At 68.2% G+C, this 21,686-nt stretch carries 19 protein-coding genes and 1 pseudogene; 11 read left to right on the top strand and 9 right to left on the bottom strand.

The annotated features are described in order from the left end of the window. The first annotated feature begins 192 nt into the window (after positions 1-192). Complete coding sequence (locus tag ACWD0J_RS11145) at positions 193-1,059, top strand: GNAT family N-acetyltransferase (RefSeq protein WP_451495492.1); 867 nt, start codon at positions 193-195, stop codon at positions 1,057-1,059. 115 nt (positions 1,060-1,174) lie between these two features. On the opposite strand, the gene ACWD0J_RS11150 is transcribed toward ACWD0J_RS11145, so the two are convergent. Further along, complete coding sequence (locus ACWD0J_RS11150; protein ID WP_451495493.1) at positions 1,175-2,383, bottom strand: MFS transporter; 1,209 nt, start codon at positions 2,381-2,383, stop codon at positions 1,175-1,177. A gap of 127 nt (positions 2,384-2,510) precedes the next feature. Here ACWD0J_RS11150 and ACWD0J_RS11155 point away from each other — a divergent pair, with 127 nt between their 5' ends. Continuing rightward, positions 2,511-2,963, top strand: coding sequence for an N-acetyltransferase family protein (locus tag ACWD0J_RS11155; protein ID WP_451495494.1), 453 nt, complete (start codon positions 2,511-2,513; stop codon positions 2,961-2,963). Between the two features lie 67 nt (positions 2,964-3,030). On the opposite strand, the gene ACWD0J_RS11160 is transcribed toward ACWD0J_RS11155, so the two are convergent. Continuing rightward, on the bottom strand, positions 3,031-4,416 hold the full coding sequence (locus tag ACWD0J_RS11160; protein WP_451495495.1) for a serine hydrolase domain-containing protein: 1,386 nt from the start codon (positions 4,414-4,416) through the stop codon (positions 3,031-3,033). 188 nt (positions 4,417-4,604) lie between these two features. Between ACWD0J_RS11160 and ACWD0J_RS11165 the strand changes: the two genes are divergently transcribed. Together ACWD0J_RS11165 and ACWD0J_RS11170 are read left to right on the top strand one after the other, a co-directional pair. Then, the gene (locus ACWD0J_RS11165) at positions 4,605-5,168 is read left to right on the top strand and encodes a dihydrofolate reductase family protein (RefSeq protein ID WP_451495496.1); all 564 of its coding nucleotides are present in this window, start codon (positions 4,605-4,607) and stop codon (positions 5,166-5,168) included. A 42-nt stretch (positions 5,169-5,210) separates the two neighbouring features. Continuing rightward, positions 5,211-5,458: pseudogene (locus ACWD0J_RS11170) on the top strand (helix-turn-helix domain-containing protein). A 134-nt stretch (positions 5,459-5,592) separates the two neighbouring features. Here ACWD0J_RS11170 and dnaB read toward each other — a convergent pair. Continuing rightward, positions 5,593-7,071 carry a replicative DNA helicase gene (dnaB, locus tag ACWD0J_RS11175; RefSeq protein ID WP_451495497.1) on the bottom strand — a complete coding sequence of 493 codons (1,479 nt, stop codon included), beginning with the start codon at positions 7,069-7,071 and terminating at the stop codon, positions 5,593-5,595. Positions 7,072-7,531: 460 nt separating this feature from the next. Here dnaB and ACWD0J_RS11180 point away from each other — a divergent pair, with 460 nt between their 5' ends. Then, positions 7,532-8,869, top strand: coding sequence for an MATE family efflux transporter (locus ACWD0J_RS11180; RefSeq protein WP_451495498.1), 1,338 nt, complete (start codon positions 7,532-7,534; stop codon positions 8,867-8,869). 128 nt (positions 8,870-8,997) lie between these two features. Here the strand turns inward: ACWD0J_RS11180 and rplI are convergent, their stop codons facing one another. From rplI to rpsF, 4 genes are all read right to left on the bottom strand, one after another. Beyond that, complete coding sequence (gene rplI, locus ACWD0J_RS11185) at positions 8,998-9,444, bottom strand: 50S ribosomal protein L9 (RefSeq protein ID WP_030665943.1); 447 nt, start codon at positions 9,442-9,444, stop codon at positions 8,998-9,000. Between the two features lie 18 nt (positions 9,445-9,462). Further along, positions 9,463-9,699 carry a 30S ribosomal protein S18 gene (gene rpsR, locus ACWD0J_RS11190; RefSeq protein WP_003949403.1) on the bottom strand — a complete coding sequence of 79 codons (237 nt, stop codon included), beginning with the start codon at positions 9,697-9,699 and terminating at the stop codon, positions 9,463-9,465. 57 nt (positions 9,700-9,756) lie between these two features. Continuing rightward, positions 9,757-10,368 carry a single-stranded DNA-binding protein gene (locus tag ACWD0J_RS11195; RefSeq protein ID WP_451495499.1) on the bottom strand — a complete coding sequence of 204 codons (612 nt, stop codon included), beginning with the start codon at positions 10,366-10,368 and terminating at the stop codon, positions 9,757-9,759. 78 nt (positions 10,369-10,446) lie between these two features. Continuing rightward, positions 10,447-10,737, bottom strand: coding sequence for a 30S ribosomal protein S6 (gene rpsF / locus ACWD0J_RS11200; protein WP_010353482.1), 291 nt, complete (start codon positions 10,735-10,737; stop codon positions 10,447-10,449). A gap of 265 nt (positions 10,738-11,002) precedes the next feature. Here rpsF and ACWD0J_RS11205 point away from each other — a divergent pair, with 265 nt between their 5' ends. From ACWD0J_RS11205 to ACWD0J_RS11215, 3 genes are all read left to right on the top strand, one after another. Continuing rightward, a complete protein-coding gene (locus ACWD0J_RS11205; protein ID WP_451495500.1) occupies positions 11,003-11,305 on the top strand; it encodes a hypothetical protein in 303 nt (100 codons plus the stop codon). Positions 11,306-11,484: 179 nt separating this feature from the next. After that, complete coding sequence (gene femX / locus ACWD0J_RS11210; RefSeq protein WP_451495501.1) at positions 11,485-12,606, top strand: peptidoglycan bridge formation glycyltransferase FemX; 1,122 nt, start codon at positions 11,485-11,487, stop codon at positions 12,604-12,606. A 74-nt stretch (positions 12,607-12,680) separates the two neighbouring features. Continuing rightward, positions 12,681-13,712 (top strand): alanine racemase, encoded by a 1,032-nt coding sequence (locus ACWD0J_RS11215; protein WP_451495502.1) that lies wholly within the window; start codon positions 12,681-12,683, stop codon positions 13,710-13,712. Positions 13,713-13,800: 88 nt separating this feature from the next. On the opposite strand, the gene ACWD0J_RS11220 is transcribed toward ACWD0J_RS11215, so the two are convergent. Beyond that, positions 13,801-15,321, bottom strand: coding sequence for a glycosyltransferase family 87 protein (locus tag ACWD0J_RS11220; protein ID WP_451495503.1), 1,521 nt, complete (start codon positions 15,319-15,321; stop codon positions 13,801-13,803). 107 nt (positions 15,322-15,428) lie between these two features. Next, positions 15,429-18,125, bottom strand: a complete 2,697-nt coding sequence (locus ACWD0J_RS11225) for a transglycosylase domain-containing protein (RefSeq protein ID WP_451495504.1) — start codon at positions 18,123-18,125, stop codon at positions 15,429-15,431. A gap of 375 nt (positions 18,126-18,500) precedes the next feature. On the opposite strand from ACWD0J_RS11225, the gene ACWD0J_RS11230 reads away from it, so the two are divergent. From ACWD0J_RS11230 to ACWD0J_RS11240, 3 genes are all read left to right on the top strand, one after another. After that, positions 18,501-19,181 (top strand): helix-turn-helix transcriptional regulator, encoded by a 681-nt coding sequence (locus ACWD0J_RS11230; RefSeq protein ID WP_451495505.1) that lies wholly within the window; start codon positions 18,501-18,503, stop codon positions 19,179-19,181. Between the two features lie 44 nt (positions 19,182-19,225). Then, the gene (locus ACWD0J_RS11235; protein WP_451495506.1) at positions 19,226-20,308 is read left to right on the top strand and encodes an inositol-3-phosphate synthase; all 1,083 of its coding nucleotides are present in this window, start codon (positions 19,226-19,228) and stop codon (positions 20,306-20,308) included. 80 nt (positions 20,309-20,388) lie between these two features. Further along, the gene (locus tag ACWD0J_RS11240; protein WP_451495507.1) at positions 20,389-21,678 is read left to right on the top strand and encodes an MFS transporter; all 1,290 of its coding nucleotides are present in this window, start codon (positions 20,389-20,391) and stop codon (positions 21,676-21,678) included. Positions 21,679-21,686 lie beyond the last annotated feature (8 nt).

Here is a 21,686-nt window from a genome sequence, read left to right on the forward strand (position 1 = left end):
GGATTTCCAGCGGGCGCGCCGATCCGCTCCTTGACCGACCACCGCCGGACAGGCTCCGTTCGCCGATGTTTCACGTGAAACACCCAGCTTCTCTTCCCGCACTGCGGGGTTGCCCATGGCATGACCAAAAGCCCGTACGAGCCCGCGGAAAGAGGTGGACGGCGAGGCACTCTGTCGGACAGCCTGACCTGCGTGCCCACTCCTTCCCCCATCGCTCTGCCCATCCGCCGTCTGACGCTGCGCGATCACGCCGCCTGCTCCGACTTGTCCGAGGACCGGGGGTGGCCACGCGAGGAGCACAAGTGGGGCTTCCTCCTCACCGCCGGGAAGGGTTACGGCATCGACGATCCCGACGGCGGACTCGTCGCCGCCTGTGTGGTCACCGAGTACGGACCGCCGCACCGACCCGACCTCGGGGCCATCGGCATGGTCCTGGTCGCCGAACGGCATGCCCGCCAAGGCGTGGGGCGCCGGTTCATGCGTCACGTCGTCTCGTCCATGGGCACCACACCACTGACACTGCACGCCACGCCGAACGGCCGCCCGCTCTACGAGGAACTCGGCTTCAAGGTGACCGGCCGGGCCGAAATGCTGTGCGGACACTTCACACCGGAGGGAACGACGTCCGGGATCGCCACACGTCCGGCCACCGCCGAGGACCTCACCGCCCTCCTGCGGCTCGACGAGGAGGTGTTCGGCGCCGATCGCACGCACATCATCACCCGGCTGCCCGCCTTCGCGGACCAGTTGCGCGTCGCCGAGGAGAAGGGCCGGATCATCGGGTACGCGGCCGCGTGGCCCAACATGGAGACTCACGTCGTGGGCCCTCTGATCGCCCGCGACACCCGGACCGCGAAGGCCCTGCTCACCTCCCTCGCCGCCCACACCGACCGTCCCCTGCGCACCGACATCGACGTACGGCACGAGGAGTTGCTGGCGTGGGCGAAGGAGCGGGGTCTGACATCCGTGGCCTTCAACGCCGTCCTGACGTACGGCATCGCGGAGCCGCCCGGCGACTGGAGCCGACGGTTCGCCCCGCTGACGGTGGCGGCGGGCTGAGGCGTTGTAACCCGGCGTTGTAACCCGACGACGTCGGCCCTCGGAGTCTCCGAGGGCCGACGCATTCCGGTTCCGTACAGCTCAAGCCCTGGGGCCGGTACGGCGCCGTGGTGACTCAGCGGTGGACGGCAGCCGGCTGGTCGGTCGGCACGGCCTCCGCGACCACCATGCTGGGCTTGCTGTCACGGCGCTCCAGGGCGGCCGAGAGGAAGGCGAGGAGCAGGGCGGCCGCTGCGAGGGCGGCACCGACCCAGTTGGGGGCGGTGTAGCCGAAGCCGGCCGAGATCACGAGACCGCCGAGCCAGGCGGACAGCGCGTTGCCGAGGTTGAAGGCACCGATGTTCACGGCCGAGGCCAGGGTCGGGGCGCCGTGCGCCTGGTCGAGGACCCGCTTCTGCAGAGGCGGGACGGTGGCGAAGCCCAGGGCGCCGATCAGCGCGATCGTGACAGCCGCCAGGGCCTTGTGGTGGGCGGTGAGCGTGAAGAGCGCCAGCACGACGGCGAGGGCGCCCAGGGAGACGTAGAGCATGGGCATCAGGGCGCGGTCGGCGTACCTGCCGCCGATGAGGTTGCCGCCGACCATGCCGAGGCCGAAGAGGACCAGCAGCCAGGTGACCGAGCCGTCGGCGAAGCCGGCGACGTGGGTCATCATCGGCGCGATGTAGGTGATGGCCGCGAAGACGCCTCCGAAACCGAGGACGGTCATCGCCATCGCGAGCAGTACCTGCACGTTCTTGAAGGCGGCCAGTTCGTGGCGCAGGCGGACGCCTTCCGCCCTGGGCATGTCGGGAACGAGCTTGGCGACACCGAGCAGGCCGACGACGCCCAGGAGAGCGACGATCCCGAAGGTGACGCGCCAGCCGACGGACTGCCCGACGAGAGTGCCGAGCGGGACCCCGACCACGTTGGCGACGGTCAGACCGGTGAACATCATCGCGATGGCCCCGGCCTTCTTCTCGGGTGCGACGAGGTCGGCCGCGACGACCGAGCCGATGCCGAAGAAGGCCCCGTGGGCGAGTGAGGCGATCACCCGGCCGATGAGCATGACGGAGAAGGCCGGGGCGAGGGCGGACAGCACATTGCCGATGATGAACAGCCCCATCAGCAGCATCAGCATCCGCTTGCGGGAGACCTTCGTGCCGAGCACGGTCATCACAGGGGCGCCGAACACGACACCGAGGGCGTAGCCGGTCACCAGGAAGCCGGCGGTGGGGATGGAGACCCTGAAGTCACCCGCGACCTCGGGCAGCAGGCCCATGATCACGAACTCGGTCGTTCCGATTCCGAAGGCCCCGATCGCGAGGGCCAGAAGCGCGAGCGGCATGGGGGTAGTACCTTCCCAGACGATTGCAGGAGCGCATTGCGCAACCACACAATAGTTGCGTAGGCGCTATAAATGCAAACGCTGGTATTTTCGTCCGTGTAGCGAACGGCTCACATAGAGTGCGGCCATGGGAGATCTTGAGATACGGCCCGCCACCACGGACGACATCCCAGCGATCGTCGCGATGCTCGCCGACGACCCGCTGGGCGCCCAGCGGGAGTCACCGGACGACCTGACCCCCTACCTGGCCGCGCTGGACCGCATCGTGTCCGACCCCCACCAGCATCTGGTCGTAGCCGCACGCGCCGACCGGGTCGTCGGCACGCTCCAGCTGACGGTCATCCCCGGCTTGTCCCGGCGCGGCTCCACCAGGTCCCTCGTCGAAGGCGTCCGCGTGCACGCCGACGAACGCGGCAGCGGGCTGGGCACGCAGCTCATCGAGTGGGCGATCGACGCGTCCCGCCGCCAGAACTGCCAACTGGTCCAGCTGACCTCGGACAGCACCCGCACGGACGCCCACCGCTTCTATGAGCGGCTCGGCTTCACGGCCTCCCACGTGGGTTTCAAGCTCCACCTGTGACGCGATGCCCCGGCATGGACGCCGCGGCCTGTTTCACGTGAAACAGGCCGCCACCACGCGAGGACGCCTAGCCGACGCCCCGCCACCCCTCGGGGTCCACCCCACCGGGCACCTCCGCCCCCTCGTCGTACGGCTGACGCGTGAACACGAACGATCCAAGGTCCAGATGGCTCACGGACCCGTCCGGCCGTCGTACGGCCTTCAGGAGCTCTCCGGCGTAGTAGCCCTCCAGCCCCGTCCACGTACCGTCGCCGTTGGCCCGGAACCGCGAGCGGCGGCCGTTTCCGGACAGCGGCTCCAGCGAGACCAGTCCGTCGGCCGTCAGCCGCAGGCCGACGGCATGGGTCCCCCAGTACCACTGGCCCGCCAACTCCAGCACAGACGCATCGACCTCGCGCACGGGCCGCCAGGGAGCGGGAATCCGCGGCTCGGCCTCCGCGACGATCCGTACGAGATCGGCGCCCACCGCCGCCACCAACGGGCCGGAGGTGCAGTTGGCCAGAACGACCGCCGCGACGTCGTCCGCCACGCTGAGGGTGAGGTTGGCCAGGAATCCCGGCAACGAACCCGAGTGCCCCACGAGCAGTCGGCCGTCCCGGTGCTGAATCTGCAGGCCAAGACCGTAGGCGACGCCGTCCACCACATCCGAGGCCTCCGCCGGCGCCGCGGGTGTCCGCATCTCCCGGACCGTCTGCGCGCTGAGCACGCGGTCGTCCCCGTGCGCCAGGAAGACGGCGAACCGCGCCAGATCCCCGGTGGTGGACCAGAGTTGCCCGGCCGGAGCCATCCGTCCGAGGTCCTCGACCGGCTCGGGCAGCATCGCATCCGCCCAGGGATGCACGGCCCAGCCGCCCGCATGGGGCACCTGCGGCTGTCCACTGGTGCGGTCGAGCCCCAGAGGTACGAGCACCTCTCGCCGCAGTACCTCCTCCCAGGGAGCCCCACGCAGCCTCTCCACGAGCGCGCCCAGCAGCGTGTAGCCCGGGTTGGAGTAGTGGAAGCGGCGGCCGACCGGATGCCGGAAGGGCTGCCCGCCCAGTACGTCGGCGAGCTCGGGGCGCAGGGACCCCGGGGTGCGCTCCCACCACGGCGCGGGCGACTCGGCCGCCAGCCCGCTCGTGTGGGCGAGCAGCTCCGCGACGGTCGCCTCCCCCGCGCCCGTACCCGGCAGATGCTTCTCCAGCGGATCCCCGAGGTCGAGCATCCCCTCGTCACGCAACCGCAGGACGAGAACGGCGGTGAAGGTCTTGGTGATCGACCCGATCCGGTACTGCACGTTCTCGTCCGGCCCGTGCCCGTCCACCGATGTCCGCGAGCCGTGCCACACGGCCCGCCCGTCCCGTACCACCGCCGCGACCAGCGAGGGGGCACGCCCGTCGGCCTGGGCCACGGCGATCCGGTGCAGCAACGCCCGGCGCGTGGCGGGCAGCAGCTCTTCCTGAGGTGTCGTCATGCTCCCAGTCCATCCCGGCCGGCAGGCGTACGTCGAACGGAATTCGCCGGCCGGCGGTGCAGGGTCTCGCCGCCGATGACATGTCGATCCTCTGTGAGGACTACATGCGAGCTCAGATCGCGCACCGATGAGTTTCCCGCGCCGCGCCGGTCTGTACGCGTGAGACCGACTCACGAAAGGCTGGCGCCATGCGGAAACTGATCTACGGCATGAACCTGACCCTGGACGGCTACATCGCCGCGCCCGGCGACGACATCGGCTGGAGTGTGCCGAGCGACGAGCTGTTCCAGTTCTGGTCCGACCAGCTGCAGGCGACCGACCTGTCGCTGTACGGGCGCAAGCTGTGGCAGACGATGAGCTCCTACTGGCCGACCGGCGACCAGCAGCCCAACGCCACACCGGCCGAGATCGAGTTCGCGCGCCGCTGGCGGGACATGTCGAAGGTGGTGTTCTCCTCGACGATCGACAAGGTCGACTGGAACACCCGCCTGGTCACCGGCGACGCGGTCGCCGAGATCACCCGCCTCAAGGCCGAGGACGGCGGCCCGATGGACATCGGCGGCGCGACGCTCGCCGGGGCGGCCATGCGGGCCGGGCTGATTGACGAGTACGTGCTGGCCACCGCACCGGTCCTGGCGGGCGGCGGCACGCCGTTCTTCACCGCGCTGGACAGCTGGGTGAACCTGAACCTGGTGGAGACGCGGACGCTTCCCTGCGGCGTGATCCTGTCCAGGTACGAGACGAGGCGCTGAGCGCCCGTCCGGGAGTCACGGGCGACGGTGCGGGCCGCCCTGATGTCGCCCTCGCACTTCGCCCGCCAGTTCCCCGCCGTGTACGGCGAGACGCCCTCCAGCTACCTCATGACCGCCACATCGAGCGGGCGAAGGCGTTGCTGAGGTGCAGCGACCGGGCCGTCACCGAGGCGTGCACGGAGGTCGGCGGCACCTCGCTCGGCTCGTTCAGCGCCCGCTCCGCAGTTCCCGGTCAGCCCGACCCGGTCCGACCCGGCAGACAGGGATCCGCTCGTGTCCCTGGCTCGTGAACGGACCCGGCTCCTCGATCTCCCGCTGGTGGAAGTCGCGGGCGAACGCCAGAACCGAGGTTGTCCTGCGGCTCGCTCCCCACTTGAAGGCCACCTCGGGTTTGGACAACCGGTGCAGCGGCTTCGGCGGTGGATCAGGTCTGCGCCATGTCCACGAATCGCGAGTAGTGACCCTGGAAGGCGACCGTGATCGTCGCCGTCGGGCCGTTACGGTGCTTGCCCACGATGATGTCCGCCTCGCCCGCCCGCGGCGACTCCTTCTCGTAGGCGTCTTCCCGGTGCAGCAGGATCACCATGTCGGCGTCCTGCTCGATGGAACCGGACTCTCGCAGGTCGGACACCATCGGCTTCTTGTCCGTGCGCTGCTCGGGACCACGGTTGAGCTGGGAGAGCGCGATCACCGGGACCTCCAGCTCCTTGGCCAGGAGCTTGAGGTTTCGCGACATGTCCGACACCTCCTGCTGACGGCTCTCGGAACGCTTCGAACCACCGGACTGCATCAGCTGCAGATAGTCGATGATCACTAGCTTGATGTCGTTGCGCTGCTTCAGCCGACGGCACTTCGCGCGGATCTCCATCATCGACAGGTTGGGGGAATCGTCGATGTAGAGCGGCGCGGACGAGACCTCGGGCATCCGTCGCGCCAGGCGGGTCCAGTCCTCGTCCGTCATGGTGCCGGAACGCATGTGGTGCAGGGCCACGCGCGCCTCCGCCGACAGCAGACGCATGGCGATCTCGTTGCGTCCCATTTCGAGGGAGAAGATGACGCTGGCCAGGTTGTGCTTGATCGACGCCGCACGTGCGAAGTCCAGCGCGAGCGTGGACTTGCCCATGGCGGGACGGGCCGCGATGACGATCATCTGACCCGGGTGCAGGCCGTTGGTGAGCGAGTCGAGGTCCGTGAAGCCGGTGGGCACACCGGTCATCTCCCCGCTGCGTGAGCCGATCGCCTCGATCTCGTCGAGCGCGCCCTCCATGATGTCGCCGAGCGGCAGATAGTCCTCGCTGGTGCGCTGCTCGGTGACCGCGTAGATCTCCGCCTGGGCGCGGTTGACGATCTCGTCGACGTCGTCGTCGGCCGCGTAACCCATCTGTGTGATGCGGGTGCCGGCCTCGACCAGGCGGCGCAGGACCGCCCGCTCATGGACGATCTCCGCGTAGTACTCGGCGTTGGCCGCCGTCGGCACGGTCTGCACGAGGGTGTGCAGATACGATGCGCCGCCGACCTTGTTGATCTCACCGCGCTTGGTGAGCTCGGCGGCGATCGTGATGGGGTCGGCCGGCTCGCCCTTGGCATAGATGTCGAGGATCGCCTGGTAGATCGTCTCGTGCGCGGGCTTGTAGAAATCGTGGCCCTTGAGGACCTCGACGACGTCGGCGATGGCGTCCTTGGACAGGAGCATGCCGCCGAGGACGGACTGTTCGGCATCGAGGTCCTGCGGCGGTACGCGTTCGAAGGCGGAGCCGCCGCCGTCCCAGTCGCCGCTCTCCCTGCCGCGCTCGTGCTGCTCCTCGCGGGCCCGGCCTCCGTCGCCGCGCCGGCGGGAAGAAGGCAGACGATCACTGGGACCGCTGTCGGCCCAAGGATCGTCCAAGGGCTCGGAAATACTCACCGAGCCACCTCCTCCCGTCCGCGGAGCGGACCTCGGCGTGCCCCTCATTTCTACGGCACGCCACTGACAAATAAGACGCCCAACTCCGGTTCTGGCGCGTCGGGTTTGTGACGATTCACAGGCCGACGGACGGAGGCGGGCGCCGGACCACCGTAGGCCCGCGGGCACCGTCAGCCAATCTGGTTATCCACAGGCCATGTGGACGACGGCCCAGATGCTGTGGAGAACTCGGCAAAACCTGTGCACGACCCGGTGGACAGGCCTGTGAACAAGCCCCGGCTCATCTCCGGACAGCCGTCTTGACCTGCAACTTTCCCGTCCACCGGCTGTGCAGAAGAAAAACTTCTCGACTAGGACCAAGATCACTTCGAAGTGGGCGCGACAACAGGCGTCACCAGAAGAGAAGTAAGGGTCATTGCCGCATTGCATCTCTTACCTGTGGACGATTAGATTAGTGCTCATGACACAGGCTCCCGCGACCTCCAAGGCCGTCCGGCGACAGCATGACCGAGAGATCGTCGCGCTGGCCGTTCCGGCCTTCGGCGCACTCGTCGCCGAGCCCCTCTTCGTCATGGCCGACAGCGCGATCATCGGCCATCTCGGTACGGCCCAGCTCGCTGGACTCGGCGTCGCCTCCGCCCTTCTCATGACAGCCGTCAGCGTTTTCGTCTTCCTCGCCTACGCCACCACGGCTGCCGTCGCCCGACGTGTCGGAGCGGGCGATCTCCCGGCCGCCATCCGCCAGGGCATGGACGGCATCTGGCTGGCACTGCTGCTCGGTGCCGCCGTCATCGCGGTCGTCCTGCCCACGGCACCGGCCATCGTGGAACTCTTCGGCGCCTCCGACACCGCGGCCCCGTACGCGACCACCTATCTGCGGATCTCCTCTCTCGGCATCCCGGCCATGCTGGTCGTCCTCGCGGCGACCGGTGTCCTGCGTGGACTGCAGGACACGCGGACACCTCTGTACGTCGCCGTCGCGGGCTTCATCGCCAACGCCGCCCTGAACGTGGGCCTCGTCTATGGCGCCGGCCTCGGCATCGCGGGCTCCGCCTGGGGCACCGTCCTCGCCCAGTGCGGCATGGCCGTCGCCTATCTGGTGGTGGTCGTCCGCGGCGCCCGTCTGCATGGAGCTTCGCTGCGTCCCGACACCGCCGGGATCCGCGCCTCCGCGCAAGCCGGTGTCCCTCTGCTGGTCCGTACGCTCTCCCTGCGGATGATCCTGATGATCACCACTGCCGTGGCGGCCCGTCTGGGCGACGCCGACATCGCGGCGCACCAGATCATCCTGTCCCTGTGGAGTCTGCTGGCCTTCGCCCTCGACGCCATCGCCATCGCCGGGCAAGCCATCATCGGGCGCTACCTGGGCGCCGGCGACCCCGACGGTGCCCGCACCGTCTGCCGCCGCATGGTGCAGTGGGGCATCGCGGCCGGCGTCGTCCTCGGGCTGCTCGTGGTCATCGGCCGGCCCCTCTTCCTGCCCCTGTTCACCGGTGACACCGCCGTCAAGGACACCGCGCTGCCGGCCCTTCTCGTGGTGGCGCTCTCCCAGCCGATCTGCGGGATCGTCTTCGTGCTGGACGGCGTTCTGATGGGAGCGGGCGACGGGCCCTATCTCGCCGGGGCGATGGTGCTCACCCTGGCGGTCTTCATCCCCGTGGCTCTGCTCGTCCCCGCCCTCGGCGGAGGTCTCACCGCGCTCTGGGGAGCGATGACGCTGATGATGACGGTCCGCATGCTGACCCTCTGGCTGCGAGCCCGCTCCGGTCGCTGGCTGGTGACGGGTGCGACGCGCTGACGTGTTTCACGTGAAACGCTCGTTTCACGTGAAACATGCCTACGCCCTGCCCCTGTCTCCGAGCACGCAGAAGGGGTCGCACCCGGCTGGGTGCGACCCCTTCTCAGCTGTTCAGCCGAGTACGGCGATCAGGCCGCGACGACCTCGATGTTGACCTTGGCGGCAACCTCGGGGTGCAGACGCACGGACGTCTCGTGAGCGCCCAGAGTCTTGATCGGCGCGCCCAGCTCGATGCGGCGCTTGTCGACCTCGGGGCCACCGGAAGCCTTGATCGCGGAAGCGATGTCGGCCGGGGTGACGGAACCGAAGAGACGACCGGCGTCGCCGGAGCGGACGGCCAGACGAACCTTGACACCTTCGAGCTGGGCCTTCACAGAGTTGGCCTGCTCGATGGTCTGGATCTCGTGGATCTTGCGAGCACGACGGATCTGCTCGACGTCCTTCTCGCCACCCTTGGTCCAGCGGATAGCGAACTTCCGCGGGATCAGGTAGTTGCGAGCGTAACCGTCCTTGACGTCGACGACGTCGCCCGCGGCACCGAGGCCGGAGACCTCGTGGGTGAGGATGATCTTCATCTGTCGGTCACCCTTCCCTTATCGCGCGGTGGAGGTGTAGGGCAGCAGCGCCATCTCACGGCTGTTCTTCACAGCCGTGGCGACGTCACGCTGGTGCTGCGTGCAGTTGCCGGTCACGCGGCGGGCACGGATCTTGCCGCGGTCGGAAATGAACTTCCGCAGCATGTTCGTGTCCTTGTAGTCCACGTACGTGACCTTGTCCTTGCAGAATGCGCAGACCTTCTTCTTCGGCTTGCGCACAGGCGGCTTCGCCATGATGTATCTCCTGTGTGATCAAGAAGTGGGGGTACGGCCCACCCTCGGCCCGAAGGCCTAGAAGGGGGGCTCGTCCGAGTAGCCGCCGCCCTGCTGGCCGCCGCCGGAGTTTCCACCCCAGCCGCCACCACCGGCACCGCCGGCCTGGTTGCCACCAGCGGGAGTGCCGGTCGCCCACGGGTCGTCGGCGGGAGCACCGCCGCCGCCCTGCGGGGCGCCGCCGGGGCCACCGCCCCAGCCGCTGCCACCCTGGGCGCCGCCGCCACCACCGCCGCCACCGCCGAAACCACCCTGGCCACCGCGGCCAGCGGTCTTGGTGATCTTGGCTGTGGCACTGCGCAGGCTGGCGCCGACTTCCTCGACGTCCAGCTCGTAGACCGTGCGCTTGACGCCCTCACGGTCCTCGTAGGACCGCTGCTTCAGCCGGCCCTGCACGATGACGCGCATGCCTCGCTGGAGCGACTCGGCGACGTTCTCCGCCGCCTGACGCCAGACCGAGCAGGTCAGGAACAGGCTCTCGCCGTCCTTCCACTCGTTCGTCTGACGGTCGAAGGTGCGGGGAGTGGACGCGACACGGAACTTCGCGACCGCCGCACCGGAAGGGGTGAAGCGCAGCTCGGGGTCGTCGACAAGATTGCCGACGACCGTGATGACGGTCTCGCCTGCCATTGGGGGAACCTCTCGGCGGGTTTGCTGCTGGCTGCTTGTGCTGCTACTCGAATCCCGAGTTCAGCTGAGCGGGAGAGCTCAGTGGGTCTCGGGGCGGAGGACCTTGGTCCGGAGGACCGACTCGTTCAGGTTCATCTGGCGGTCGAGCTCCTTGACGATCGCAGGCTCGGCCTGCAGATCGATGACCGAGTAGATGCCCTCAGGCTTCTTCTTGATCTCGTACGAGAGACGACGACGGCCCCAGGTGTCGACCTTCTCGACCTTTCCGTTGCCCTCGCGGACGACGGAGAGGAAGTTCTCGATCAGGGGGGCGACGGCGCGCTCCTCCAGATCGGGGTCGAGGATGACCATCACCTCGTAGTGACGCATGTGGAACCCACCTCCTTTGGACTCAACGGCCACGGCGGTTCCGTGGCAGGAGGGTTGTGATGCGTACGCAACGGTATCGGCCGCCACTGACAATCGGGGTTCCTTGAGGGGAGTCCCAGGTCGTGGCATGGGCAGACACCAGTGCAGAGGGTACAGACTACCCGCACACCGGCTTCCGGTTGAAATCCGGCCGCGGGGACCGTCAATCTGTACACATCGGGTGTGTATGGCGCTACGATGCGCCGTCTTCCGCAGGAGGTGCCCTATGGCACAAGCGTTGCGACCCAATACCGTCGGAGGCCTGTTCGCCACGGACGGCAAGCCCCACCCTCTCCAGGACACGCTGCTCGCGGTCACCCTGGTGCTGGGCCTCACCGCGTTCGTCACGGCGATGTTCCACAGTCTGCACCTGCTCAGCTCCTGGGCCGGCCTCGCGGGCATCCTCACCGGCGCGTACGGACAGTGGGTCTCGGAGACGACACGTGAGCGCTTCGGGCTGATCCTCGGTCTGGGCGCCGCGGGGGTCGGGTTCTTCCTCGGCATGGCCCACGGCGGTCTCTTCGGCTGACGCCAGGGACACTGTTCACCCACCACCTCATAAAGTGCTGCGGAACGCCTGGGTGGCCCACGGGCCACGGCGAAGGTTCCGTATGCCCAGTCGGGGCGCTCGCCAGGCGCAGTAGGCTTCGGCGCGAGAGCCGGAGCCCCCGTACCCATGGGGCCACACCAGCCCGAGGAGCGCCCCGAATGAGCCTGACCCTGAGGACGATCAGCCGCGAGCAGCATCTGGCGTACATCCAGAGCCTGCCGTCGGCGAGCCACATGCAGGTTCCGGCCTGGGCAGACGTCAAGGCGGAGTGGCGCTCCGAGAGCCTGGGCTGGTTCGACGACCGCACCGGCGACATGGTCGGTGCCGGCCTCGTCCTCTACCGCCAACTTCCCAAGATCAAGCGCTACTTGGCCTATCTGCCCGAGGGCCCGGTCATCAACTGGTTCGCGCCGAACCTGGCCGACTGGCTGGAGCCGATGCTCGCGCACCTCAAGAACCAGGGCGCCTTCTCCGTGAAGATGGGCCCGCCCGTGATCATCCGGCGCTGGGAGGCCACCTCCATCAAGGCGGGCATCCAGAACCCGGACGTCAAGCGTCTGCGGGACATCGAGGCGGACTTCATCGAACCGCGCGCCTTCGAGGTCGCCGACAAGCTGCGCCGCATGGGCTGGCAGCAGGGCGAGGACGGCGGCGCCGGCTTCGGCGACGTACAGCCCCGCTACGTCTACCAGGTGCCGCTGGCGAACCGCTCCCTGGAAGAGGTCCACAAGAACTTCAACCAGCTGTGGCGCCGCAACATCAAGAAGGCCGAGAAGGCGGGCGTCGAGGTCGTCCAGGGCGGCTACCACGACCTGGAGGAGTGGCAGCGCCTGTACGAGATCACGGCTGTGCGTGATCACTTCCGGCCCCGCCCGCTGTCGTACTTCCAGCGCATGTGGACGGCCCTCAACTCCGAGGACCCCAACCGCATGCGGCTCTACTTCGCCCGGCACAACGGCGTGAATCTGTCGGCGGCGACGATGCTGATCGTCGGCGGGCACGTCTGGTACTCCTACGGCGCCTCCGACAACATCGGCCGTGAGGTCCGGCCCTCGAACGCGATGCAGTGGCGGATGCTGCGGGACGCCTACGCGCTCGGCGCGACCGTCTACGACCTGCGCGGCATCTCGGACTCGCTGGACGAGACCGACCACCTCTTCGGCCTGATCCAGTTCAAGGTGGGCACGGGTGGCCAGGCCGCCGAGTACCTCGGCGAGTGGGACTTCCCGTTGAACAAGCTGCTCCACAAGGCGCTCGACATCTACATGTCGCGCCGGTGACGTCGCGTTCTTCGCCTCAATGACTCCCATACCTCTGATACACCGCAGCCACCAGAAAGGTTCCAGGTCCGGCCATGGCGCTCACGCTCTACGTCGACACCGCGCGCTGGCGGGCGCATCACAAGCACGTGCAGGAGCAGTTCCCGGGGCTCGTCCCGGTCTGCAAGGGCAACGGCTACGGCTTCGGACACGAGCGGCTGGCGGAGGAGGCCACGCGGCTGGGCTCGGACGTCCTCGCCGTCGGCACGACGTACGAGGCCGCGCGGATCAAGGACTGGTTCGGTGGTGACCTGCTGGTGCTGACGCCGTACCGGCGCGGCGAGGAGCCCGTCCCGCTGCCCGACCGGGTCGTCCGCTCGGTGTCGTCGATCGACGGTGTCTACGGCCTGGTGGGTGCCCGCGTGGTGATCGAGGTGATGTCCTCGATGAAGCGCCACGGCATCAGCGAGCAGGACCTGCCCCAGCTGCACGCCGCCATAGAGAACGTCCGCCTGGAGGGCTTCGCCATCCACCTGCCGCTGGACCGCACCGACGGCTCGGACGCCGTCGAGGAGGTCATCGGCTGGATGGACCGGCTGCGCGCGGCCCGGCTGCCGCTGCACACGATGTTCGTCAGCCACCTCAAGGCCGAGGACCTCGCCCGGCTCCAGCAGCAGTTCCCGCAGACGCGCTTCCGCGCCCGCATCGGCACGCGTCTGTGGCTCGGCGACCACGAGGCCACCGAGTACCGCGGTGCCGTCCTGGACGTCACGCGCGTGGCCAAGGGCGACCGCTTCGGCTACCGGCAGCAGAAGGCGGCCTCCGACGGCTACCTGGTGGTCGTGGCGGGCGGTACGTCCCACGGGGTGGGCCTGGAGGCCCCCAAGGCGCTGCACGGCGTCATGCCGCGCGCCAAGGGGGTCGCCCGCGCCGGCCTCGCCACGGTCAACCGGAACCTTTCTCCGTTCGTCTGGGGCGGCAAGCAGCGCTGGTTCGCGGAGCCGCCGCACATGCAGGTCTCGATCCTGTTCGTGCCGACCGACGCCCCGGAGCCGAAGGTCGGCGAGGAGCTGGTGGCCCATCTGCGGCACACCACGACCCAGTTCGACCGGATCGTCGACCGCTGAGAGCACCCTGAACCACGGAAAGGCCGTACACGGAACCCGTGTACGGCCTTTTGCGCGTGTCACCTGTAGCGCCCTACGCGCCGTTCGCTCAGAGCGAACGGCCTTCGGAGGGATCCGTGGAGTGATCATCCCCCCGGCTGCCCCACTCCACCTGAGGACCTCCGATGGGGGCCGCGTGCCGTGCCGGCCGTGCGGCAGGACCGAACACGAAGACGTCCGGCGCGCCGTCGAGCACGCCCCCCGAGGGGTCGTCATCACCGGCCTGGCGCACCACGTCCCGTTCCGGTACGAGGATGTCGCGCACGACCACCGCGCACAGGTACAGCGTGCCCAGCAGGTGCAGGGCGATCGCCCAGTGGTAACCGTCGGTGGGCAGTCCCTTGTGGGCGTCTCCGCTGGTGGTGTAGGCGAGGTACATCCAGATCCCCAGGAAGTACGCCACCTCGCACGCCTGCCAGATCAGGAAGTCCCGCCACTTCGGCCGGGCCAGCGCGGCCAGCGGCACCAGCCACAGGACGTACTGCGGCGAGTAGACCTTGTTGGTCAGGATGAACGCGGCGACGATCAGGAAGGCCAGCTGGGCGAAGCGCGGACGGCGGGGAGCGGTCAGCGCCAGGGCCGCGGTACCGGCGCAGCACAGCAGCACCAGCAGTGTCGCCATGGTGTTGACGGAGTCGGTGCTGGGCGGGTCGCTCGAGTTCTGGGACCAGATCAGCCAGAAGGAACCGAAGTCGACGCCCCGCTCCTGGCTGAACGTGTAGAACTTCGACCAGCCGTCGAAGGCGAAGAGCATCACCGGCAGGTTCACCACCAGCCAGGCGACGACCGCGCCCGCCAGGGCCGTGCCGAACTCCCGCCACTTGCCCGCCCGCCAGCACAGCACGAGCAGCGGTCCGAGCAGCAGGAACGGATACAGCTTGGCGGCCGTGGCAAGCCCCAGCAGGACGCCGAAGGCGAGGGAACGGCCCCGTGACCACATCAGCATCGCGGCGGCCGTCAGAGCGACCGCCAGCAGGTCCCAGTTGATGGTGGCGGTCAGCGCGGCGGCGGGCGCCAGGGCGACCAGCAGGCCGTCCCAGGGGCGCCTGGCGTGCGTACGGGTCACACAGACGGCGATGACGGCGACGCACACCATCAGCATCCCCGCGTTGACCATCCAGTACCACTGTTCCTGGTCCTGGATGCTGCCGCTGCCGGGTGTCAGCCACGAGGCGACCTCCATGAACACACCGGTGAGCACCGGGTATTCGAGGTACTGCATGTCGCCGGGCAGCTTGTCGAAGTACGGGACGAGCCCATCGGCGAAGCCACGCCCCTGGTAGAGGTGCGGGATGTCCGAGTAGCACGCGTGCGTGTACTGCGAACTGGCGCCGAAGAACCAGGCGCCGTTGTAGCAGGGCGCCTTCTGGACCAGGCCGAGGGCGAACATGCCGATCGCCACCAGGGCGATCACCCGGACGGGAGTCCACCAGGACGTCCCGAGCAGGGCGCGCCGCCCCAGGGGACCACCGATCAGTTCGCTGCCGGCCGCGGCGATCGCGTCGTCCTTCGTCGGCCGTACCGGCTCCGGCTCGTGCACGCTCGCTTGCGTCGATTCTGCGCTGGGCATGGGGGACATCCTGCCGTACGAGCCTGGGGATACGCCGAGGGCCGTCGCACCTGGTGGTGCGACGGCCCATGTTTCACGTGAAACACCCTCGACGGGCGATATGACGGCTAACCTGCTGGACCTCCGAAGATGCCCCCGTTGCCGTTTCCTCTGGTGTTCCCGCTCTCACCCGACTCGGAGATCGTGGGCGTGGGTGACACACCACCGCCCCCGTCGGTGCCGCCGGTCTCCGTTCCGCCGGTGTCATCGCCGGGGCACTGGAACTCGAACTGGCAGGACTCGGACGGCGACGGAGACGGGGAGGTGGTCACCGACTCGCTGGGCGTCGGACTCGGAGTCGGGCTGGCCTCCTCGGTCTCGCTGAACGTGGGGGTGGGCGTCGGGGTCGGGAAGTCGTTGATGACCTTGCCGATGGGCTCCGGCTCCGGGAAGTCCTTGGCCGGCGTGCCCTTCAGCGCCTGCTCCATGTAGTCGTGCCAGATCTCGGCCGGGAACGACGCACCGTGGATCTTGTCCTGGCCACCCGTCCCGTACATCTCCAGGAACTCACGGTTCTTCTTGGTCTCGTCGTCGTCCAGCCGGAACATGCTGATCGAGGTGGACAGCTGCGGGGTGTAACCGACGAACCAGGCGGACTTGTTGCCGTCGGTGGTACCGGTCTTGCCCGCCACGTCACGGCCGGTCAGCTGGGCGTTGGTACCCGTGCCGTCCTCGACCACGGTCTTGAGCACGTCCGTGACATTGTCGGCGACCTTGGCCTCGAACGCCTGCTTGGTCTGCACCTCGTGCGTGTAGACCGGGCCGTCCTTGCTGGTGACCTTCTCGACGGAGAACGGAGCACGCTGCTTGCCGCTGGCGGCGAAGGTGGCGTAGGCACCCGCCATGCGGATCGCGCTGGGGTCGGAGATGCCGATGGAGAAGGACGGGAAGCTCGTACCGGTCAGGCTGTCCTCGAGAATGCCCGCGTCCTCGGCCGACTCCTTCACCTTGTCCAGACCGACGTCCATGCCGAGCTGGACGAAGGCGGAGTTCACGGACTCCCTCATCGCCTCACGAAGGTCGATCTTGTAGTCCGGTGGAGAGCCGTACGACTTCTTGCCGTCGTTCTCCTGGAGCCACTCCTTGCCCTTCTCGTTCTTCCAGACCGACCCGTCGTAGTTCTTGATCTTGAGGTTGTTCTCGCCGCTGTACAGGCTCTGCGGGTTGACCTGGGTGCGCTCGTCCTGCGCCTGGACCGCTTCGAGGTTCTTGTCCCGAACGCCCCACTTCATCGCCGCCGCGAGCACGAACGGCTTGAAGGTCGAACCGACCTGGGCACCTGTCGCGTCGGCGTTGTTGGTGAAGTGCTTGGTCGCGTCCTCACCGCCGTAGATGGCCTTGATGGCACCGGTTCCGGGATCCACGGAGGCCCCGCCGAACTGGACGTACTTGTCCGTCTCCGGGCGCTCATCGGGCTTGATGTTCGCCTTCTGGACCTTCTGGACGGCCTTCTCGAGCTCGTCCACCTTCTTCTTCTCGAAGGTCGTGTAGATCGAGTACCCGCCGCGCTGCAGGTCATCGGCGGTGATCTGCGTGTTGTTGATCAGGTACGCCTTGGCCAGGTCGACGAGATAGCCGACCTGGCCGCTCAACTCGTTGTTCGCGCGCGGGTTCTGCGACTTGGGCAGCGTCGTGTACTTGGCGCGCTCCGTGGCGCTCAGATGCCCGTACTCGACCATCTTGTCGAGGGTGTCCTGCATCTGCGCGAGGGCACGCCTGCTGTTCTCCTTGGGCGTCGCGGCCGTGTCGATGGACGTCGCGCCCGCGGGGTCGTAGTAGGTGGCGCCCTTCAGCATCGCCGCCAGGAAGGCACACTCGCCCGCGTTCAGGTCGTCGGCTTCCTTGTTGAAGTACGCGCGTGCCGCTGCCTGGATCCCGTACGCCCCGCGACCGTAGTACGCGGAGTTCAGGTAGCCCTGCATGATCTCGTCTTTGGTGACCGTGGTGCCGACCTTGATCGAGACGAAGATCTCCTTGAACTTACGGGAGACCGTCTGCGACTGGTCGTTCAGCATCGCGTTCTTCACGTACTGCTGGGTGATGGTGGAGCCACCCTGCGTCTGCCCGCCTCGGGCCATGTTGAGCACGGCACGGCCGATGCCCTTGGGGTCGATGCCGCTGTCGGTGTAGAAGGTCTTGTTCTCCTGCGAGATGACGGCGTACTGCATGTTCTTGGGGATCTGCGAAAGGTTGATGATCTGCCGGTTGGTCTCACCACCCGTGGAGACCATCTCGGTGTCGTCGGCCCAGTAGAAGACGTTGTTCTGGGCCTCCGCGGTCTTCGCGACGTCTGGAACGTCCACCATGGCGTACGCGATGCCCGCGACGGCCACCATGCTCCCGAAGAACCCGATGAACAGGCCGGTCACCAGCTTCCACGACGGCATCCAGCGCGCCACGCCATACTTGCCCGCGCGCGGGTAGTCGATGATCCGCTGCTTGCCGGGTACGGCCGCGCGGCCGCGCCCGGGGCCGCTGGGGCTCCCGCGCCGACCGCGGCCGGTGGGTTCGGCCGCTCTGCGCCGGCCGCCGGTGCTTCTCTGTGCGGACCGGCGGGCCTCGGCGCGGCTGGTGTACGCACGCTCCTCGCCTCCCGGACCATAGGAATCCGACTCCTGGGAACTCGCCCCATAGGAGCCGGAAGGAGACCCGGTGGCGCCTCGCGGTGCCGCACGGCGGCCGGAGGACGAGCCGGACTGGCCGCGTCGGGCCGCGGCACGTCCGCCTCCCTGCGGCTGCGGCGGTTTGCGACGGTGCTCGCTCATCGAACGACTACTCCTCGGGCAGGCGCACCTTTGCGCGCCTGGAAACGGCGGCTGGTTTCCGGTCCCCCCGAAGTACGGATGCGGCCGGTTCCGCATTCACCCGTACTGCACCGAGGATGACGACGCCCCCCAGGCGTCACTCGGTTCCCGGTGGTCTGCATGGCGCACAGACTACGCACCGTCAAAACCCACCTAGCCCAGAAGTTCACCCCAAACCAGGCAACTTGCTTCCCATGAATCAGTGATGTGATCCCGTTCACCACCCCCGCTCTTGTCGCATCCGGAAGGTCGTTCTATCGTCATGATGTATCGAGTCGATACATCAGCTCGGCATAAAGACCGTCACGGCCCGTCCGCGGCAGAGAGGAGGCGACCATGAGCCGGCGTTCCGGAATCCTGGAGTTCGCCGTCCTCGGCCTGCTCCGGGAGTCCCCGATGCACGGCTATGAGCTGCGCAAACGACTCAACACATCGCTGGGTGTGTTCCGTGCGTTCAGCTACGGAACCCTGTACCCCTGCCTCAAGACGCTGGTCGCCAACGGCTGGTTGATCGAGGAGCCGGGGAACACCCCCGAGGACGCCCTCGCCGCACCACTCGCAGGGCGTCGCGCCAAGATCGTCTACCGGTTGACGGCAGAAGGTAAGGAGCACTTCGAGGAGCTCCTCTCACAGACCGGGCCCGACGCGTACGAGGACGAGCACTTCGCCGCTCGCTTCGCCTTCTTCGGGCAGACCTCTCGCGATGTGCGCATGCGCGTCCTTGAGGGCCGCCGCAGCCGGCTCGAGGAGCGCCTGGAGAAGATGCGTGCCTCTCTGGCGCGCACCCGGGAGCGCCTCGACGACTACACGCTTGAGCTCCAGCGCCACGGAATGGAGTCCGTGGAGCGCGAAGTGCGCTGGCTGAACGAGCTCATCGAGAGCGAGCGGGCGGGGCGTGACCGCAAGGGTTCCGCCACCGGGCCCGCTTCGCAGGACACCACATCTGGAGCGTCGGGCGATCTGCCCCGGCCGGGGGACACCTCCCGGCCGGATTCGCCCGGCGACACCGCCACGTGAGCGCCCATTCAGGGCCTCACTCGTACACACAGGGAGCAACCGGAATGGGTTCGGTTCGCGTAGCCGTCGTCGGCGTGGGCAACTGCGCCGCGTCGCTGGTGCAGGGAGTCGAGTACTACAAGGACGCCGATCCGGCGGCCAAGGTGCCCGGCCTGATGCATGTCCAGTTCGGCGAGTACCACGTCCGTGACGTCGAGTTCGTCGCCGCGTTCGACGTGGACGCCAAGAAGGTCGGCCTCGACCTCGCGGACGCGATCGGCGCCAGCGAGAACAACACCATCAAGATCTGCGACGTGCCGTCCACGGGCGTGACGGTCCAGCGCGGCCACACCCTCGACGGTCTCGGCAAGTACTACCGCGAGACCATCGAGGAGTCCGCCGAGGCCCCGGTCGACGTCGTCCAGGTCCTCAGGGACAAGCAGGTCGACGTCCTCGTCTGCTACCTGCCGGTCGGCTCCGAGGACGCGGCGAAGTTCTACGCCCAGTGCGCCATCGACGCCAAGGTCGCCTTCGTCAACGCCCTTCCGGTCTTCATCGCCGGCACCAAGGAGTGGGCGGACAAGTTCACCGAGGCCGGCGTGCCGATCATCGGTGACGACATCAAGTCGCAGGTCGGCGCCACCATCACGCACCGCGTCATGGCGAAGCTGTTCGAGGACCGCGGTGTCGTCCTGGACCGCACGATGCAGCTGAACGTCGGCGGCAACATGGACTTCAAGAACATGCTCGAGCGCGAGCGCCTGGAGTCCAAGAAGATCTCCAAGACGCAGGCCGTCACCTCTCAGATCCGCGACCGCGACATGGGCGCGGACAACGTCCACATCGGCCCGTCCGACTACGTCGCCTGGCTGGACGACCGCAAGTGGGCGTATGTCCGTCTTGAGGGCCGTGCCTTCGGTGACGTGCCGCTGAACCTGGAGTACAAGCTGGAGGTCTGGGACTCCCCGAACTCCGCCGGCGTCATCATCGACGCCCTGCGCGCCGCGAAGATCGCCAAGGACCGCGGTATCGGCGGCCCGATCCTGTCGGCGTCGTCGTACTTCATGAAGTCCCCGCCGGTCCAGTACTACGACGACGAGGCTCGCGACAACGTCGAGAAGTTCATCAGCGGCGAGGTCGAGCGATAGGCCTCCGGTCCTGACGCGCTCGTCGAGGGTCCCCGGGGCGGTTCGCCCGGGGACCCTGTCCGTATGTGAGGCTGAGCCTCATGTCCGTCGTGCGTGATCTGCGCGTACTGCTCCGCTTCCGGGACTTCCGGCGTCTGCTGGCCGTACGCCTGCTCTCCCAGGGCGCCGACGGCGTCTATCAGATCGCGCTCGCCGGCTACGTCGTCTTCTCGCCGGAGAGGCAGACCTCGGCCACCGCGATCGCCTCCGCAATGGCGGTTCTGCTGCTCCCGTACTCCTTGGTGGGCCCTTTCGCCGGTGTCCTGCTGGACCGCTGGCGTCGCCGCCAGGTCTTCCTGTACGGCAACCTGCTCCGTGCCTTGATGGCCACGGCCACGGCCGTCCTGATGGTCAGCGACGTCCCCGACTGGCTCTTCTACGTTTCCGCGCTGTGCGTCACCGCCGTGAACCGCTTCGTCCTGTCCGGCCTGTCCGCCGCGCTGCCGCGTGTCGTCGACGCCGAGCGCCTGGTGATCGCCAATTCCCTCTCGCCGACCGCCGGGACACTCGCCGCGACCGTGGGCGGTGGCCTCGCCTTCCTCGTACGGCTGGCGGTCGCCGACTCCGATGCGGCCGTGGTGCTGCTGGGAGCCGTGCTGTACCTGTGCGGGGCAGCCGCCTCGCTGCGTATGGCAGCGGAACTGCTGGGCCCCGAGCGTGCGCTGGTGCAGCCCCGCCTGTCGACGGCAGTCACGGGCACCCTCCGCGATCTGCGGGCGGGCGTACGGCATCTCGCCGCCCCCTCACGCCGGGAGGCCGCCTGGGCGCTCGGCGCGATGTCGCTGATGCGGTTCTGCTACGGCGCCCTGCTCGTGATGCTGCTGATGCTCTGCCGGCACACCCTGACCTCGGACCCCGACGACGGACTCGCCCTGCTGGGGCTGGCGTTGGGGGTCTCCGGCGCCGGCTTCTTCACGGCGGCCGTCCTGACCCCTTGGGCTGCGGGCCGGCTCGGGCCGGGGCGCTGGATCGTGGTGTGCGCCGCCGCCGCCGCGGTCCTGGAGCCCTCTCTGGGGCTGCCCTTCGCCACCGCGCCCATGCTGGCCGCGGCGTTCGTGCTCGGACTCATCACCCAGGGCGCGAAGATCGCCACGGACACGATCGTGCAGTCCTCGGTCGACGACGGCTTCCGGGGCCGGATCTTCTCCGTCTACGACGTCCTCTTCAACGTCGCCTTCGTCGGTGCCGCCGCCGTCGCCGCTCTGATGCTGCCGCCCGACGGCCGCTCGGCACCGCTGGTGCTCACCGTCGCCGTCATCTACGGGGCGGTCGGAGCGATGTTTCACGTGAAACGACGCCCCTCAGCACCTCCGGGTCCGCCCCAGCAGTAAGCCCGGGG

This window comes from Streptomyces sp. NPDC003011, from assembly GCF_053591515.1.